Here is an 18,730-nt window from a genome sequence, read left to right as displayed (position 1 = left end):
ATATTATGGTAGATGAAAAATAATAAATTAATCTTATACTTTAATCAAAAAGTAATAATTTAATAACAAAGGCATCTTAATCTTGTTAATTATACAATAATACCACTATATTTTTATATTTATGCATGGTGAATACAATGAACAGAAAAAGAATAAAATGGAAAAAAAGCCCCTCAATATATAGCTATGGCCTAATATTATGCTGTTTATCAGCAACATTAAAGCATTTGCCTTAAATAATAATGGTAATTATTGGTTAAAAAATAAATTCCTCTGAGTTAAATAAGTTGATTTTTGTTATAAAATTGTACAATTTGTTAATAATTATTTAATGCCGCCTTTGTTTCATTATATCTGGCCTTAAAAAATTATAATTTTACATAAATTATTAATAATCAATTAATTACATATGTAATTGGCAAATTAGCCCGCCCGGTGGCATCCATATCTGATTTTTTGAGAATTGTGGGAGTTTGCGCTTGAAAAAAGCTGCTTGTGGTACTAATTGAAAGTAATATTTGTCTATAGTTTAAAAAATAAATTAAAGTGTAAGTATTTAAATAAGGAGCTGGGATGGACTGATTTTCAGCATGGTTTTGCTTGATTCCGAAAGAACCAACCTGCTGAAAGCTGGCGAAATCAATGTACGGTATAAACAACAAAAGACCGCCTTTATGAGACGGTCTCTTGTTGTTTTATGTACGTATTTATGTGCTTAGTTTACATCAAACCAAAGTTTGGTAGTAAGCACATCGGCACCCTGGTTAGCAACGGCAGATTTGTAGCTTGCGCCATTTAGCGTTTGCTCCGTTCCCGGGTAAATGAACCTTACCGGCAATTTTCCATTCAATGCGCCGGCTACAGCAGGTTTTAACTGCGGGTAATCCAAACGGCGCCATTCTGCAAAGGCTTCTAATCCCTGACCAAACAGGGCTATCCATTTTTGATTACCTATCGACTTTTTATAATTCGAGGCATCATATTTAACTGCTGCCGAATTGACGTAGGTTGCTATAGCTGCGGCAGCGATCCCATATTGCTGTAATGAGGCTGTTACCGCCTGATCGTACAGATCGGCGGCATTCCCGGCAATAAAGCCACGTGCTACAGCCTCGGCCTGGTCAAACAGCACTTCGGCATAACTGATGATCACTGCCGGGGCGTGCGGCGCCAGAAAATAAGTACCCGGTTTTGACGTTTTGCTTAGTCCTAAACCGCTGGCGTCTCCAACCAATAAGCCATTCGGCACACCAACATAAGTTTGTGGGGTAGCGTCCTTTGTCGGACTGGCATAAACAGGTAATCGCGGATCGTTAAGGGCAAACAACTGGTCGACTATAGTTTTGCTGATACGGTAATCATCGCGAGTATCAAACAAGTTGCTGATTGGGTTTTGGTTTGGTGAATCTACATAAACCAGTTGAGCTATTTCGCTATTCGAGCTGATGTATCCGCTGCCTTCTGCCTGAATATCGGCTAATATCTGTTTGGCTTTTTCGGGCTCGCGGTCGGCAATACGAAGCGCTATACGCAGGCGCAGCGAATTGGCGAATTTTTTCCAGGCGGTAATATTACCACCGTATATTACATCACCTAAAATGGCTTTACCGGATGGGTTAAGCGAAGCTTGGGCCGCCTTCAGATCATCAAGCAAGGCAAAATAAACATCTTTTTGGGCATCATAAGCTGGAGTAAGGTATTGATCAATGTTGATGGCTTGTTTATAAGGAATGTCACCGTACTGATCAGTCAACAGAGTAAACACCCATGAACGCAATACCAGCGCCACACCTTTGTAATTAGGATTTGCTTGTGCATCGGCTATTGAAATGACCTTATTAAGGTTAATGATCCCTTTGGTATATGCGGTTGTCCACAAGCCCTGGAATGAGGTATTGGTGAATATATATCGGTCGGGATCGGTATATTGTATTTTGGACCAATTTTGTACGAAAAGCAAACTTGAACCCATGTTGTCTTCTACGCCCCAGTACGTATCGGATATATTTTTGATAACGCCTGTAAGCAGGTAATCAGGTTGTGGATTTTGTGTCGCATTGGGATTCTGGTTAATATCAACCAGTTGTTTTTTGCACGATGCTAATGATAATAACAAGGTGCCTGATAGTATAATGGATGTATATTTAAGCTTCATGATTGTTAGAATTTAAGGTTAACATTAAAACCAATATTGCGTACAGTAGGCAGGGTTAGGTCTTCCAGGCCTTGCCCGTTGCCAGTGTTAAAGGCGGTTTCGGGGTCGATGTTAGGCGCGTTTTTGTGGATGATCAGCAGGTTACGGCCCACAACGGCAAATGACGCTCCCTGGAAACCAATACTTTTAGCCCATTTTTGAGGCAGGGTATAACCCAGTTTTATTTCCCTTAATTTAACATAGGTAGCGCTGTAAACAAATGGCTCGTCGGCATTGGTTAGTGATTTATAGTATGCCTGTGCCGGTAAAATAGTGGTGTTTTTGCTGCCATCAGCTTTTACACCGTTATAAACAATACCATCATTATATACCGTTACGCCAGCTGGGGCATTGCCGCTTACCTGCACTGCGGTACCTGATGTATTATTGCCCGGATAGTAATAACTTATACCGCCATTAGCTGTGCCACGACCGGGCAGGGTAGATGCCAGGATACCGGTATAGGTACCTGTTTGGTTAGTACCCGAAAAAACAGAACCACCAATGTGAGCGTCAATCAGGACGCTTAAATTAATGCCTTTATAAGTAAAACTGTTATTGATGCTGCCCAACCAGTCTGGTGTATATTTGCCCAGGTATTGTATAGTTGGATTAATGGCCGGTGTGCCATCGGCATTTACAACAACCTGACCGCTGGCATTTCGCTGAAACGCATTACCATAAATAGCGCCATAGGGCTGTCCAATCGCTGCCAGTACCTGTACGGTACCATCAGATCCTAAGATAAAGCTTTGCAGGCGACCCTCATTATCCAGCGAAACAACTTTACTTTTGTTGCGCGAGTAATTGACGTTGATGTCCCAGCTAAAATCTTTCAGTTTTACCGGTGTTAAGCCCAATTGTAACTCCAAACCTTTATTATTAATAGTACCGCCATTGATTAGGTTTTGGCTATAACCTGTAGTTTGGCTTACATTTACGTTGAGTATCTGATTAATACTATTGGTGTTGTAAACGCTTGCATCCAAACGGATCCTGTCATTAAAAAAGCCTACTTCAAATCCCGCTTCTGCAGAGGTTGTGGTTTCTGGCTTTAAATTAGGATTAAGGTTGAGGCTATTGGCACTTTGCTGAGGGTTTGAACCAAAGGGAGCAGTAAAATCATATGTATTTAGCAGTTTGTATGGGTCAGTGTCTTTACCAACTTTTGACCAGCCACCACGAAGTTTTAAATAGCTCAATACATCGCTCTTGATATCCAGCGCTTCTGATAATATCAAGCTTCCGTTAACAGAAGGGTAGAAGTATGACAGACTGGCTCTTGGAAGTGTAGATGACCAATCGTTGCGTGCAGTAACGTTTAAAAAAGCATAGTTCCTGAATCCAATCTGGCCCGATGCAAAATAGCTATACCTTTTAGATTTGTAATAAGCGCTTGATGATATCAGCGGATCACGGGAGTTGCTTAATGTATACAAACCATTAACAGCCAGTTTGGGTGCCTTTTGATCATGATTCTCTAATAGATTTACCCTGATATTACCACCTATTAAGGCGTCGATTGAAAAATCATCGTTTAACTTTTTGGTATACTGTAACCGGCCTTCGGTGTTGGTTTCGGTAACATCGTAAGCATCTTCTTCATATGAGCCAAAAGGAGTACCATTAGTACCATAGGCTATTTTGATCTTGCGGCGGTCGTTATAGTAATCAGTACCGGTACGGAAGTTTGCCGATAATCCGTCGATGATCTTATAGTTCAATTCCGCGCTACCGATAAAACGGTTCTTTGTTTGTCCAACTGTATTTTCATAAGCCATAAAATATGGATTGCTGTAATAGCTGTTGTTCCAGTTAAAGGTATTGCCATTGGCATCCAAATAATTTTTTAACTGACTTACATCAACCTGGCGACCAAACCATGTAAATTGCAGCATAGTACTGGTAGCTCTTTTACCGCCTGAGCCTGGCAAATTGGCGGCATCATCTTTAATATAGTTAGCAATGGTGGTTAAGGTTAGTTTAGGAGTGATCTTGTAAGTGGCATTCAATATAAATGAGTTGCGACCCTGTTCGGAATTAGGAATAACCCCGGTTTGATGCAGATTATTATAACCTAATCTGAAATCATATTTATCACCTGAGCTTGCCAGTGAAATACCATTATTTAATGTTACACCTGTTTTAAAAAAACTGCGTACATTATCTGGATGGGCTATAAAGGGAACGGGTGTACCGTTTGAGTTAAATTGAGGGATCAGCTGACCATCCAGGGCAGGACCCCAACTTTCATCCACGCCATCATTTACACCACCGCCTTTACCATCCACATAGCTGAATTTGCCGTTTGAACCCTGACCGTATTCATTTTGATACTTGGGCAGACCCAATAAATTGGAAAACGAAGTATTTGAATTAATATTAATTCCCAAGCCTTTGGTGCCTTTTCCACTTTTAGTTTTTATTAAAATTACACCATTAGCAGCTCGCGAGCCATAAAGTGCAGCAGCATTAGGCCCTTTTAGCACAGTAAGTGATTCAATATCTTCTGAGTTAAGATCTGAAATAGCATTGGCAAAATCCCTTGAACCACCGGTTCCTAAAAACTGGCTGTTATCAACGGGTAAACCATCAACTACAAACAAGGGTTGGTTATTACCTGAAATAGAGGTTTCACCACGGATGATGATACGTGATGAACCCATATCGCCCTGGCTGTTGGTTACATTTACACCTGCTATTTTACCGCTTAAAGCATTCACCAGGTTGGTTTCCTTGGCTTCGGAGATATCCTTTGATTTTAAACCCTGCACGGCATAGCCGAGCGTCTTTTTATCTTTGGATATGTTGAGCGCCGTGATCACCACCTCGTTGAGGGCGTTTGCCTGTTCTTCTAAGATGATACGGAACTGGGCGTCGCTGCCGGTAACGGGTATTTCTTTAGTGGTAAAACCAATATAAGTTATCCGTAACACGTCATTTACCTTGGCGCTTAAGGTAAACTTACCGTCGCTGCTGGTTTGTACACCGTTGGTTGTTCCTTTAACAGAAACACTAACGCCGGGCAAGGGTAGCCCGTCTGACTTGGCGGTTACCACTCCGCTTATTTTAACAGATTGCGCTGCAACCGTTTGGATGAAAATAAAAGGCAACAGTATTGCCAGTAGTAGTTTGTAATTTTTAAACATGGTAATTGATTGTGAATGTTAACGATACCATACAGCATCCGAAAAAATGAAAGGCTTAGTCATCCGCAGATCTGATGACCCGGTGATCTATAGCATTCCCTTAACTGTAAATTTTTGATTGTTGGGTTTGTGTTGCCTGAGATAAAAAGCCTGACCGACCTAAGCAACGCTGTAAGTTAACAGCAGCAACACATGTTTTGCATAGATGACATAGGGGTAGAAGCAGATGTTAAAGTGTAAATGTTCAAAACAGAAGCGTTGTTTAAGGTTATGTAATTTGTTTTCATATCCGGTGTGATTGTTGATTAAATCGATATAGCATTGTGTGACGACAGGATCAACGACACATGCCTTATTATTTATTTTAGTTTACAGACGCGGTTTTGTTATTCACCAAAGCGTCGACCACTTTAACCATTGAGGCAAACTCATACTGATCATACAGGCGGGTGAGATAAACGATGCGGCCCTCGCGGTTGATGACTACATTGCGGGTAACACCGCTCTTTTTTTTGGCAAACCTTCCAAAAATTTCGGCACCAGGATCAAGCGCCAGATCATAGGTGATCTTCATGTCGCTGTGAAACTTCTGCACTTTTTTCAAAGGCTCATCACGGTCTACGCCAATCAATATCAGGTCCTGGTCTTTGTAAGCTTCCCAAATGTCTTTTTGCAGGTGTGGCATTTCCTGGCGGCATACACTGCACCAGCTGGCAGTAAACTGAAGTATCACTACTTTACCGCGTAACTGCTTTAAAGTTGTTGTGCTGCCGTTGGTTAATACCAATTCAAAATCATCTGGGGCCTGGTCGCCAACTTTTACCAGATAACCACGATCGATATTAGCCGAATCTACAGCCTGTACCGATTGTGCCTGGACGGCAACGCCGGTGGATAGGAAAAGAGAAACTATGAGTAAAAGTTTGTTGTTCATTGAATTTATTAAATAAGGCCCGCTATAATTAAGCCGGGGATAAAAAATTAACAGATTTCAATTAAACAGAAATAATGGAGAGGATATCAGAACAGCCTATAGCTGTATATGTGGACGTATCATTATCTTTTCTGCAAATAATGGCAGATAGGAATTAGCACCTTTATAACAATCTGTACAGGTTGCTAAGACATCACAGGGCCTTTCCCTCAGTCTTTCTGGATAATTAAAAAATGAAATAAAGAACGATTTCGGCTGCAAACATATAAATAATTCTATTAAATCCATAGACTTTATATCGATTTGGTAATTTTCGCTTATTTCTTACAATTGGGTGGCAAAAGGAGAGAGGGAGATAGATGAAATAGAGTAAGTCATCCTGAACTTATTTCCAGATTCCACAAGACTGAGCACCCTTAAAAATAGATGGCGGGTAAAACAAAAGATCAGGAAAACGATTAAGTAAATAATTCAAATGTTTTTGAGAAATATGATCTTAAAAATAAGAGATTTGTTTTTGATCTGCTGTCAGGTCGCTTACCAATTATACCTTCTGCTCACTATGCAATTAAAACGTAGCATTTACTTGTTAGGCTTACTAACCTTTGTTTACGCGGATAATTTCGCCCAAACCACAGCCACTAAAAAGCAACTGGATGAGGTTGATTATGTTGATCCGTTAATAGGTACTTCTCTAAAAGGTTTTGCCAAAAATTTTGAGGAAGGCAATGGTGGGGGCGGCACCATGCCCTGCGTAAACGTACCCTTTGCCATGACCAACTTTGTAGCGCAAACCCGCGAAAACAAAATGAGCTATATGGTTTATCACTATGAGGATAGTAGGGTTATCGGGTTCGCGGCCAGTCACCAGCCCACCGTTTGGATGGGCGATTACGGCTATGTATCAGTGATGCCGCAGGTAGGTAAATTACGTGTTTTACCAAAGGAGCGGGTACTTTCCTTCAGCCATAAAGATGAGGTGTCCAAACCTTATTACTATTCGGTAAAGCTAAAAACTACCGAGGCAGAGAAGATCAAAGCCGAAATAGCGGGCGCTAATACCTGTGGTATGTTCCGGTTTACTTTTCCCAAGGCCGATCAGGCGCATATCATTATCCAGGGTATCAACCTGAACCCCGAACTGAAGGACTGGGCCAATGATTATACCGTACGGATCAAAAAGCTAAAAGGTTACGTGCACGTAGATACGGTAAATAACGAAATAACAGGTTATAACCCCGACCGGCAGTCGGCACAGTTAGGTCCTGAGTTGAAGAATTTTAAAGGGTATTTTGTGATCAGGTTTAACAAGCAGATCAAAAAATATGGTACCTGGGACAAGCAGGTGATCAACAAAGGCAGTCATGAGCAATATGGTACCCGGATGGGGGCCTTTATATCGTTCCGTACCAAGGCTAATGACGAGGTGAGGGTAGTAGTAGCCACGTCGTTTATCAGCCTGGAGCAGGCCCGCGAAAACCTTAAAAAGGAGATCCCTGACTGGGATTTTGACCAGGTAGTAAAAAACACGCGCGACCAATGGCAACAGGCCCTAAAAGCAATACAGTTAAGCAGGGTAAGCAGGGATCAGCGGACGATCTTTTACACCGCTTTATTCCATACCATGCTGTTTCCGAGGCAGTTTTCGGAATATGGTAAATATTACAGCGCCTTTGACGATAAGGTGCACAAAGGTGAATCGTACAATGATTATTCGCTTTGGGATACCTTCAGGGCGTTGCACCCGCTGCTGACGCTTATCCAGCCGAAGAGGGTTGATGGTATGGTTCAATCGCTGTTGCAGATGTACCAGGAGGGTGGCTGGATGCCGATGTGGCCAAATCCAACCTATACCAATATTATGATAGGTACTCACGCAGATGTTGTTGTGGCCGATGCCTATATAAAAGGTTTCCATGGTTTTGATACCAAACTGGCTTATGAAGCGCTGCATAAGGACTCGTACGAAGCCCCGGATGGCGATGCCCACAAACGCTGGGGCGACCGTGACCTTTGGACGAGCTTTGAAGCCCGTGGTGGCCTCACCAACTATCATAAATTAGGCTTTATACCCGTAGATAAAACCCGGGAATCGGTTTCGCGTACCATTGAGTATTCTATTGATGATTATGCTGTAGCCCAGGTGGCTAAAGGTTTAGGCAAAGACGACGACTATAAACAGCTGATGGCCTGGAGTAAAAACTATCAGAATGTGTACGATAAGGCAACCGGTTTTATGGCTCCCCGTAATTCCGACGGACATTTTTCGGCCAAGCCGGATTCGGGTTTTACGGAAGGAACCAAGTGGACCTATACCTTCGGCGCCATGCATGATATTCCGGGAATGATCAAATTAATGGGCGGTGAAAAGGCTTTTGCCGATAAACTGAGCCAAAATTTTAGCGAGGGCCACTATCGTGCGGACAACGAGCCTGGTCATCATTACCTGTACCTGTTTAACTATTGCGGCATGCCATGGAAAACGCAGGAGCTGGTTCGGGAACATACTTCGACACAGAACTTCAGGAACGCGGCTATAGGTATCAACGGAAATGATGATTGCGGCCAGACTTCGGCATGGTATATTTTTAATGTGATGGGCTTTTATCCGGTAGCGCCTGCGTCTGGAGTTTACAGTATTGGTGCGCCACAATTCCCATATATAGTTTTGAACCTGCAGCATAGCAAAAAGCTGATCATTAAGGCTACGGGTCTCTCTGCCAAAAATAAATATGTAAAGGAAGTAAGCTTTAACGGTACGCCAATAAAAGATTTTACCACTTCGCACAAACAGATCAGCGAAGGGGGAACGTTGGCATTCACCATGACCGATAAACCACAGAAGTTATAAGAATCGAAAACTGCTTAGTTGGTGGCACGAGTAGAGTCTCTGACTACCAGTTTGGATGGGAGTGTGATATTTTCTTTTTCTAACTGTATAGGCTTCCCTGCCAGGTGACCGAATAATAGTTCAGCGGCTTTGCGGCCCATATCATATGCCGGTTGTAAAACCGTAGTAAGTGGTGGGTTTAGGATGGCCGCGGTGATCTGGTTGGTAAAACAAACCACTTTGATATCATTAGGGATGTTTAGTCGCAGCTCCTCGCAGGCCAGGTAGGTGGTAGTGGCCAAATGTTCAACCGTAGCGATGATGCCATCAGGCTTTACGGTGATTATATGTTCTTTTAAAACAGCAATGTTTTCCTGGTTATACTTATTGGAGCAGCTGATAATATTTTCTTCTTTGGATTTCACCTGATATTCGGTCAGCGCCTTTTTATAGCCACCCTCACGGGCCTGCAAGATAGAAGGATAGCCTTCAATAGTAACCAGCGATATGTTTTTACAACCCCGTTCAAGCAGGTGTTTGGTGGCCATGTAAGCACTGTTAAAATCATCGGTTTTGATCTTGGCGGTAGGAATATCCTCACAAACCCGGTCGAAAAAAACAATGGGTACACCTGCTTGCTGTAGCTCCTGTATGTGGCGGATATCTTTGGTATTGCTGGCAACAGACATGATCACGCCATCAACACGGCCACTGCTCAGGTCGTTGAACATCTGCGCTTCACGCTCGTAGCTATCATGGGTTAAATAAATAAGGGCGTGGTATTTTTCCTGGCCAACAATACTTTCAATGCCATTGATAGCCTGACTAAAAAAACTGTCGGCAATCTCGGGGATGATAATGGCAATGGTGTTGCTTGATCGTTTGCGGAGGCTGCTGGCGTAAGGATTGGGTACATAGTGCAGCAATTTGGCGGTTTCTATAACCCGTTGCTTAGTTTCCTCACCTATGTCATGACTATCCCTGAGTGCCTTTGATATAGTTGCAATAGATACATTTAACACCTTAGCCAGTGTTTTCATGTTTACTTTGTTACTTTTTGCTTCGGCCATCGGGGTATTGGTTTTCGGGATTTTAATTGTCTGTTAGGCGATTTTTATCGCTAAACTATAAAAAAGTTTAGCAAGGTAATAAAAATAGCAGGCAAAATAAGCGTCAACAGATAGCTGTCACCTTTACAGTTTAAGTAAACGTTTAAGCAAATAAATACGGGATTTTTGATAAATCTGATTCTAAAAATGGACAAATTTGTATAACACAGCTATAAAAAACCAGCTATAAAGGATTGTTTACCAATTATATTTCCTTTTAAATTATAACATCATGAGCAAGATAATCGGAACGCCAGAACAAGGCCCTCTAAATTCCATAGAAGAATGGGAAGATGATTTATTAGTTCGCTATCCTGATGCAAATTCCATTGCAGCCGGCAGGGATACGCAAGCATATCGTGACTACGAAGCTACCACAAAAGATAGTGTGAGGGAATTTTATCGTTTACAGCACATTAATCAAACCTACGATTTTGTATTGCAAAAAAAACAGCAATATCTGTCGTTTGATAAGCAAGAAATGACGGTTTGGGAAGCCTTTGATTTTTTAAATCAACTGGTTGACGACTCCGATCCGGATACCGACCTGGATCAGTTACAGCACTTGCTACAAACATCTGAGGCTATCCGTGCAGACGGTCGCCCGGATTGGATGGTGCTGACCGGCCTTTTCCATGACCTGGGTAAAGTGTTATGTCTGTTCGGCGAGCCTCAATGGGCAGTTGTAGGTGATAGCTACCCGGTAGGTTGTGCTTTTTCTGACAAAATCGTCTACTCCGAATATTTTGATCAGAACCCTGATCACCATGACCCTCGTTACAATACCAAATATGGCGTTTATGAGCCAAATTGCGGTTTAGAGAATGTACACATGACCTGGGGGCACGATGAGTATATTTACCATATCATGAAGCCATATTTGCCTGAGCAGGCACTGTATATGCTGCGTTATCACTCATTTTATCCGCAGCATCGGGAAAACGCCTATAGTCATTTAATGACCCCTCATGATCACCAGTTATTTAAATCGGTTGATCTGTTTAACCCGTATGATCTTTATTCCAAGAGTCCCGTGCCACCGGATTGGAAAAAATTGCGTCCGTACTACGAAGATCTGGTTGCCAAGTATTTACCGGCAACGCTGAAATTTTAACCGGGCGTTTCTATAAATACCCCATTAACATAACCGCTGGCGACATTATATCACCGGCGGTTATGTCAATTCATTTTATTTCATAGATTTGAAAAATTGAACCGGCCCTCAAAATAACCGGCCTAAATTTCCTATTGCAAAAAATACTCATGCTGAAACACATTTCTACGGCCGATCTGTTGGTCTTTTTCTTCTATTTTATCATAGTTGCCAGTTACGGATACTACATTTATAACCGCCGTAAAAAAGAAACCAATAATAGCTCACACAGCTTTTTTCTGGCCGAAGGATCACTTACCTGGTGGGCTATTGGCGCCTCCATTATAGCATCCAATATTTCGGCAGAGCAGTTTATCGGCATGAGCGGCGATGGTTTTTTTGCCGGGATAGCAGTTGCCGTATACGAATGGGTAGGTGCTGCAGCACTAATCATTGTGGCTGTATTTTTTATGCCGATATACATTAAGAATAAGATATTTACCATGCCTCAATTCCTGCAAGACAGGTATAACGGCGGGGTGGCCCTGGTGATGTCGATTTTCTGGCTGCTTTTATATGTATTTATCAATCTCACCGCCATATTATTCCTGGGTGCCTTAGCTATAAACGGATTGCTGGGCGGCGAATATTTCCATCAGATCATGATCGGCCTGGCCATATTCGGGGTTATTATAGCTCTGGGCGGTATGCAGGTGGTAGGTTATACCGATGTTATACAGGTAGGTGTACTTATTGTTGGCGGACTGGCTATTACTTATCTGTCATTAACCATCGTAAGCGAAAAGTTTGGCTTTGGCACCAATGTACTTACCGGCTTTAATTTGTTACTGAAAAACGCGCCAGATCACTTTCACTTGATATTCAAAAAACCAACAGCCGGTGCTTCGCCCGAAACCATAACCAAATACCTGATCTTACCGGGTTTTGCCATGTATGTTTCCGGCCAGTGGATCAGCAATTTAAATTATTGGGGCTGTAATCAATATATTACCCAAAGGGCTTTGGGCGCTAACATCACTACGGCCCGGACAGGTATTTTATTTGCCAGTTTATTAAAAATACTGATGCCGGTAATTGTAATGCTACCGGGAATTGTTGCTTTTGTTCTGTATAAAAACGGTCACTTGCCACAATTAGCCGGGGGGAAGGATGGAGCCTATTCTGCTATGCTGTCCTTTTTGCCATCAGGTTTAAAGGGGTTGTCATTAGCAGTTTTAACGGCTGCTATTGTTGCCTCGTTAGCGGGTAAGGTTAATAGTATCGCCACCATTTTTACGCTGGATATCTATAAAAAGTACATCAAGAAAGACGCCAGCGAACGCAGTATGGTTTGGACAGGCCGGGCGGCTATCTTAATGAGTTTATTAATAGCTGTATTATTTACCTGGAATGATGTTTTGGGCATCGGCAGCGAGGGCGGATATACCTTTGTGCAAAAATACTCGGCTTTTGTAAGCCCCGGCGTATTAGCTACTTTCTTGTTGGGGATGTTCTGGAAAAGAACCACCGCTCCGGCCGCTGTAATGGGGATATTGATTGGTTTTGCTGCATCTGTATTTTTCAACAAGTACGCGGTTGAGTGGTTTGGGCCCGAAACGATATTGTACTCAGCATTTCGCAACGCGCATGGCGAATATGAGATACCATTCTTTATCTCCCTGAGCTGGTCGTTCCTGATTACTTGTATTACTATGGTTGCCATTAGTTTAAAAGGTCAGGTGATCAATGCCAAAGCTATCGTTATTGAAAGATCGATGTTTAAGCTAAAACCATCATCAGTTATTCTGATAGCGGTAATATTGATATTATTATCAGCTATTTACGTGAGGTTCTGGTAGGTTTTAGTTTATGGATCATAGTTCATAGTTCATAGTTCATAGTTCATGGTTCATGGTTCATAGTTCATGGATCATAGTTCATAGAAAAACACCTTGTGTCATTCGATCAACTTCGGGATATCAGGTTTGCGCTTGCCGAAAATTTGCATTATCTCTGTTGCCGAATCCTTATAGCTTCTTGGTGGAGCAATGAGGAATAAAATACCCAATTAAACTGATTTGATACGATTGAGAGGAAATCTTCAAACTTCTGTAGACAGAGTTCGGCTATCGGTCGATATTATATTAATTGAAAACTTATTTTATTTGATGCGAATTGGTGATAACAATGTGTAGCTTTATATATTATACAGGTTATTAAATAATTAAACCGATGCGGTAATTTAGTTATCATAGCCTGATCCTTTAACCTAATTTTATAATTCACATGGAAACAAGTACTTTTTCAAAATTTTCTGCCGAATTTTTCGGTACACTCGTATTGGTTTTGATGGGCTGCGGCAGCGCGGTAATTGCCGGTGCCAACGGCACAAGTGGTGTTGGTTTGTTGGGTATCTCTTTTGCTTTTGGTTTATCAGTTGTGGCCATGGCTTATGCTATTGGTCATATATCTGGTTGCCATATTAATCCGGCCATTTCTATAGGTATGGTTGTTGCCGGCCGTATGAAAGCAAATGAAGCGGTTATTTACATTATTGCCCAGGTACTGGGTGCTATTGCCGGCGCGGGTATCTTATTACTCATCGCATCTGGGAAAGATGGGTATAGCGTAGCTGCCAATGGTTTAGGGCAAAACGGTTATGATGCTTTTTCGCCGGGCCATTATAATTTAGTATCCGGATTTATTGCCGAAACGGTATTCACCTTTATCTTCCTGCTGGTGATTTTTGGTTCAACCTCTACTAAAAATATACACGGTGGTTTCGCGGGTCTGTCCATAGGTTTAAGCCTGGTGCTTATTCATATAGTTGGCATCATGGTTACAGGAGTATCCGTGAATCCGGCACGTAGCATTGGCCCGGCATTGTTGGTAGGCGGGGCGGCTATCAGCCAGTTATGGTTGTTTATTGTAGCTCCTATATTAGGTGCCATATTAAGCGCTGCGGTATGGCGTTTATTACTTGAAAGAAAATAAAATAAAAAATACACAACCAGGTCAATATGCTTAATCCCGTTTTGACCTGGTTGTATCTCATAAGATCATTCTTTTATGAGTGTTTCTAACAAAGATAATTAGTCAACTACCCCTCAGTAGTCAAACACCTAAAAAGGTTATTGTATACCAGCCATGTATGGCTATCATTTTACTCCTTCTGATTTTCGTTTACGATTAGTATTTTTATCTAATTGTTTATAATTTAAACTTATTCTTACAAGTAGTTAGAAATATACCTTGGCAGGCTTTTATAAATGCTATAATTGCCTTTAAATTTTGCCAATTAAATATCGGCATCATAGTGCTTAGCTACTGCTTTTAATGAAATCTACATATACTCAAAAAATATCGAGGAAGATCATGCTGGCGTTTTTGGCATTGATTATTATCCTGGCCATCATCGCGCTTTTTGTACGTAATTCCATCTCCAACAAATTACAGGATCTTTCAAAATTAGCACACGATGTTGAATATGATCAATCAAGACCGCAACAGGCATTATTATTATTACATGAGGCCGAAGATGATTTCCAGGAGTCGCTATTAAGTACCGACGACGCGAAAAGTAAAGCTTATAAAATAAAACTTTCACAGGCATTTGACCTGATTGATACATTGCTTCGGAATCATGCTAATATACCCGGCTTAACAGATGAACAACATCAGAAGGTATTGTATTGGCGTGTTAAAAAATTAGAACTATCGGGTAAGTTATATGAGCTTAAACACAGTTTTGATTCCCTGCTTACCGTTTATGCCGATTTTAATGAAGCTGCCGGTAAAGAACCGGTTGTTATTAGTACGACTTTCGGACCGAGAAAAAAAAGTATTGAGGGCAAATCAGATACCATAAAGAAAGATATTGTAGGCAAAAAGAAAGGGCTTTTCGGACGGATCAAAGACGCTATCGTCAATAAAAATAATAATACATCCTCCAGCATTATTGTAGTTAACCATAGCCGAACAAACTTATTGGTTGATTCGGCCACCCGTAAAGTGGCCTTTCTGGATAAAAAGAACTATAATCAAAAATTAAAACAACTGCAGGAACGGAATATCAAACTGCTGGCTACACAAAAGGATCTCACAACCCTTAATATTCATATCCGTAATGAGCTCGAAAATATTATAAACGGTGTAAAGGATATCAATTATAACATCGCCAATGAGTTTAAGGGGATGACATTTAAAAGCTATCAAGAAACCACCCGGTTAATAAACAATTTTTATCTCGCTGCGCTTTTCCTGGTACTGATATTTGCTGCATTGCTCATTGTATTTATATTGAAACTGGGAGTATCTGAAACTTTGTTACGAAAGGAAAACCAACGGTCGGTGACCATCGCCCAGCAAAAAATGGATCTGCTGCAGCACATGAGCCATGAAATACGCAACCCGCTTACCGCCATAAAGGGCTTTCTGTACATCTTCAGTCAAACTAACCTGTCGCCACGGCAGGCAGATATGCTGGGCTCTATCAGGCTTTCGTCTGATATGCTGTTACGGACGCTGAATGATACGCTTGATGCCGCCAAAATGGAGAATAGTGAGTTTAAGATCAACCGGGATCCCTTTAATGCCGATTTTGTATTGAAAGAGGTGATAGAAAGTATGGAATTTAGTGCCACCAAAAAGAAACTCAATTTGGAATATCATTTTGAAGGAGATAGGAGCGCCCTGGTTTTAGGTGATAGTTTCAGGCTTAAACAAGTAATGGTTAATCTGCTGAGTAATGCCATTAAGTATACCAATGTGGGAAGTGTTACTGTAAAAGCTTCCCTGGTATCGGTCAATAAGGAAAGCCGGCTGGTAGTTGATATTGCCGATACAGGCGCCGGTATCAGTACCGAACAGCAAGCCAATCTCTTTTCCAAATACTATCAAACCAATTCTGCAAAAGGTCAAACCGGCACAGGGCTCGGGCTTTATATCTGTAAGCAGTTAGTTCAGCTGCAAAAAGGGCAGATCAGTGTAAAAAGCACGGCAGGTAAAGGGAGCACATTTAGTTTTTATATACCATATGAAGCTGGCAGCCTTGCTGTTGCTAAACAAAAAATAGATGATCCTTTATCGTTACTAAGTGGCATTAGTATTCTTGCTGTGGATGATAATGAATTGAGTTTAATGTTTCTGAAAATGATGACCAGCAAATGGAACATTAAATTTTACCAGGCTAATAGCGGGGAAACCGCATTAGATATCCTGGCTAAAGAAACCATCACCGTTATATTAACCGATATCCAGATGCCCGCCATGGATGGTCATGAACTTATCGAGGCTATCAGGCATTTAAAGGCCCCGCTAAATAAAGTGCCGGTTATTGCTATAAGTGGTACTTCGAAACCATCGGATGCCGGAAAGATTTCGGAAAAAGGATTTTCGGGTTTTGTGACCAAACCATTTGCCGAAGCCGAACTGGTGCGACAGATCATCAGCGCGCTGAAATTGTAGGTTTTAGTCAGTATCAAGTAGTTAGTATCAAGTATCAGGATTTTCGACTTACTGATATTTTGTCGTGATACTTGATACTAACTACTTGATACTTGTTCGCTAAAAATCATGATATAAATTCCGGAAACCGCTTTTTACTCCAAATGTAATTAAGGTGGTTTTGTTATCACTCAGGGAGTTTTTTTCCTGCCGGTAAAGGCCACCGATTTCAATGCGGAGATTTGTTTTAGGGTTAACCAAAAACGATACAGTACCCTCGCCATAGTAAAGTTGTGTGCTGATACCCTGACCTATAACCGGAGTTGGGTTAGGGGTCACCGGATATGGTTTGGTGAGTAACTTCCCGTTATTGTCTGTTTCGTTAGCATCAAGTCCATATTTTCCATAATCCAGCTGGCCCTGAAAATCAAACCGGCCGATAGAGTAATTGATAATCCCTAAAAACTCCCTGAAATTGGCACCGAAAGGGTGAGCAAGCGGATCGCCAAAAAAGGTATAATTATTAAGCGTGTTGGTATTGGTGTAAGTATTTGGTTTTACGGTATTAAACTCGAAAAGATAGTTTAAACGTTCAACCTTAAAAATATCGGCTCCGCGTATACCCAGTTGTACGCCATTGGTATTATCAAGGTTATTGCCCGAAAAGAAGTTGTTGAATTTAAACCTGTCGAGCAGTAACTGACCATAAATGGCTGTTTTGTCAAATACTTTGTACTTTCCTGTAAAGCCCATAAACACATTATCCTTCGGCGAGCCGGATGATCCCAAGCCACTGGAAAATACCAGGGGATTGATAAAATTCACATCAAAACCCCGTCTGTTTCCCTGGTCATCAGCCTCCGGCGTAATCAGCGCGTTGAAGAAACCCAATGATACGCGGTTACTTACGTTCCAATCTACATAATGAAACAAAGCCCATTTGCGTCTGTTGCTTCCCAGCTGGTCAAATTTGAGTGCTTTAAGATCTTCCAGGTATGCCCAGGCCATCATATATTGCACCTTTCCGAGGTTGGCGGTAACCCTTAACAAAGGCATATTGGCCGCATAGTCCGAAAGCAGCAATGACCTGTACCCATCGCCTACAAACATTTTATCCTGACCTAACGTAATGTTCAGTTGTTTTATGGGGGTGTAAGATGCTATAGCGGTAACGTACGACCAATCCTGAGAATCTTGCTTTTGGCCGTTGTAATGGCGTGCGTAAGCCTGGCCGGGTATAAAGCCATTGGCGTTTACTACGTCGTTATAATAATCCGGAAATTTGGCCTGATCTTCAAAACCGCTCGTGTAAAAGGAGAATTTGGTACCTACAGTACCTCCAAATTGAAAGCCACGGGCATTCAAATAGGTTGATCGTTTGCCCGAAAAGTCTCTCCCAACCGATAGATCTGCAATAACGTCTCCGTAAAAAGTATAATCTTTAGTTTGTATGTCAAACAAATGCTCATTAAACAACTTGCGGCTAAGCCATGTTTTACGCTGATCACTTACGCCTATATTCATCACAGAATCATACGTGCCATTGATCACACTATCTATCAGAAAAGGGCGTAAGGAAGTATGAAATGAGGTTTTTATACTATATATATCGCCGTTGAATTTTTGGTAAAGCAGATAAGACTGTGGTAAATAAACAGATTGCGCGTTACTTATCTGAGTGGAAAGCAGGAGGATACCCGCTAATAAAAATAATTTTATATACTGAAAGAAGTAGAGTTTTTGCATCACAACAAAGTAAGCATTATTTATATTAACATGAAAATTTGATAAGCTTATTTGCCTAAGGAAATAATACCCTTATTTGTTTTACAAAATAACAGATTAATGACTGTAAAAGTTAATTTATGTTAAATTTGGTGGCACGATACTGTTTTTTTTTAATAAGCTATAAAAATCCTGATATTTGCGCGCTTATTGGTTCATTAGTTTATTGGTTCAATTATTCATTGGTTTTT

At 41.3% G+C, this 18,730-nt stretch carries 10 protein-coding genes and 1 riboswitch; of the genes, 5 read left to right on the top strand and 5 right to left on the bottom strand.

The features are described from left to right. Positions 1 to 715: 715 nt before the first annotated feature. The 3 genes from AB6735_RS20665 to AB6735_RS20655 form a co-directional block, all read right to left on the bottom strand. On the bottom strand, positions 716 to 2,155 hold the full coding sequence (locus AB6735_RS20665) for a SusD/RagB family nutrient-binding outer membrane lipoprotein (RefSeq protein WP_370997952.1): 1,440 nt from the start codon (positions 2,153 to 2,155) through the stop codon (positions 716 to 718). A gap of 5 nt (positions 2,156 to 2,160) precedes the next feature. Next, complete coding sequence (locus AB6735_RS20660; protein WP_370997951.1) at positions 2,161 to 5,343, bottom strand: SusC/RagA family TonB-linked outer membrane protein; 3,183 nt, start codon at positions 5,341 to 5,343, stop codon at positions 2,161 to 2,163. A 364-nt stretch (positions 5,344 to 5,707) separates the two neighbouring features. Further along, the gene (locus AB6735_RS20655; RefSeq protein ID WP_370997950.1) at positions 5,708 to 6,277 is read right to left on the bottom strand and encodes a peroxiredoxin family protein; all 570 of its coding nucleotides are present in this window, start codon (positions 6,275 to 6,277) and stop codon (positions 5,708 to 5,710) included. 119 nt (positions 6,278 to 6,396) lie between these two features. Then, positions 6,397 to 6,506, bottom strand: a riboswitch (SAM riboswitch). Positions 6,507 to 6,839: 333 nt separating this feature from the next. On the opposite strand from AB6735_RS20655, the gene AB6735_RS20650 reads away from it, so the two are divergent. After that, complete coding sequence (locus AB6735_RS20650; protein WP_370997949.1) at positions 6,840 to 9,128, top strand: GH92 family glycosyl hydrolase; 2,289 nt, start codon at positions 6,840 to 6,842, stop codon at positions 9,126 to 9,128. 14 nt (positions 9,129 to 9,142) lie between these two features. Here AB6735_RS20650 and AB6735_RS20645 read toward each other — a convergent pair whose 3' ends face one another. Next, positions 9,143 to 10,177, bottom strand: a complete 1,035-nt coding sequence (locus AB6735_RS20645) for a LacI family DNA-binding transcriptional regulator (RefSeq protein ID WP_370997948.1) — start codon at positions 10,175 to 10,177, stop codon at positions 9,143 to 9,145. Between the two features lie 271 nt (positions 10,178 to 10,448). Here AB6735_RS20645 and AB6735_RS20640 point away from each other — a divergent pair, with 271 nt between their 5' ends. The 4 genes from AB6735_RS20640 (at position 10,449) to AB6735_RS20625 (ending at position 16,775) form a co-directional block, all read left to right on the top strand. Continuing rightward, positions 10,449 to 11,330, top strand: coding sequence for an inositol oxygenase family protein (locus AB6735_RS20640; protein WP_370997947.1), 882 nt, complete (start codon positions 10,449 to 10,451; stop codon positions 11,328 to 11,330). A gap of 149 nt (positions 11,331 to 11,479) precedes the next feature. Next, positions 11,480 to 13,168: a sodium/solute symporter gene (locus tag AB6735_RS20635; RefSeq protein ID WP_370997946.1), complete on the top strand. Its 1,689-nt coding sequence runs from the start codon at positions 11,480 to 11,482 to the stop codon at positions 13,166 to 13,168. Between the two features lie 427 nt (positions 13,169 to 13,595). Further along, positions 13,596 to 14,303 carry an aquaporin Z gene (aqpZ, locus tag AB6735_RS20630; RefSeq protein WP_370997945.1) on the top strand — a complete coding sequence of 236 codons (708 nt, stop codon included), beginning with the start codon at positions 13,596 to 13,598 and terminating at the stop codon, positions 14,301 to 14,303. Between the two features lie 342 nt (positions 14,304 to 14,645). Continuing rightward, positions 14,646 to 16,775: an ATP-binding protein gene (locus AB6735_RS20625; RefSeq protein ID WP_370997944.1), complete on the top strand. Its 2,130-nt coding sequence runs from the start codon at positions 14,646 to 14,648 to the stop codon at positions 16,773 to 16,775. Between the two features lie 99 nt (positions 16,776 to 16,874). On the opposite strand, the gene AB6735_RS20620 is transcribed toward AB6735_RS20625, so the two are convergent. Beyond that, positions 16,875 to 18,500 carry a gliding motility protein RemB gene (locus tag AB6735_RS20620; RefSeq protein WP_370997943.1) on the bottom strand — a complete coding sequence of 542 codons (1,626 nt, stop codon included), beginning with the start codon at positions 18,498 to 18,500 and terminating at the stop codon, positions 16,875 to 16,877. Positions 18,501 to 18,730: the final 230 nt, after the last annotated feature.

The sequence above is a fragment of the Mucilaginibacter sp. RCC_168 genome (assembly GCF_041355315.1).
Classification (GTDB): Bacteria; Bacteroidota; Bacteroidia; order Sphingobacteriales; family Sphingobacteriaceae; genus Mucilaginibacter.
Note: the sequence above shows the minus strand (reverse complement) of the source record. Positions and strands in the feature narration are given on the sequence as shown.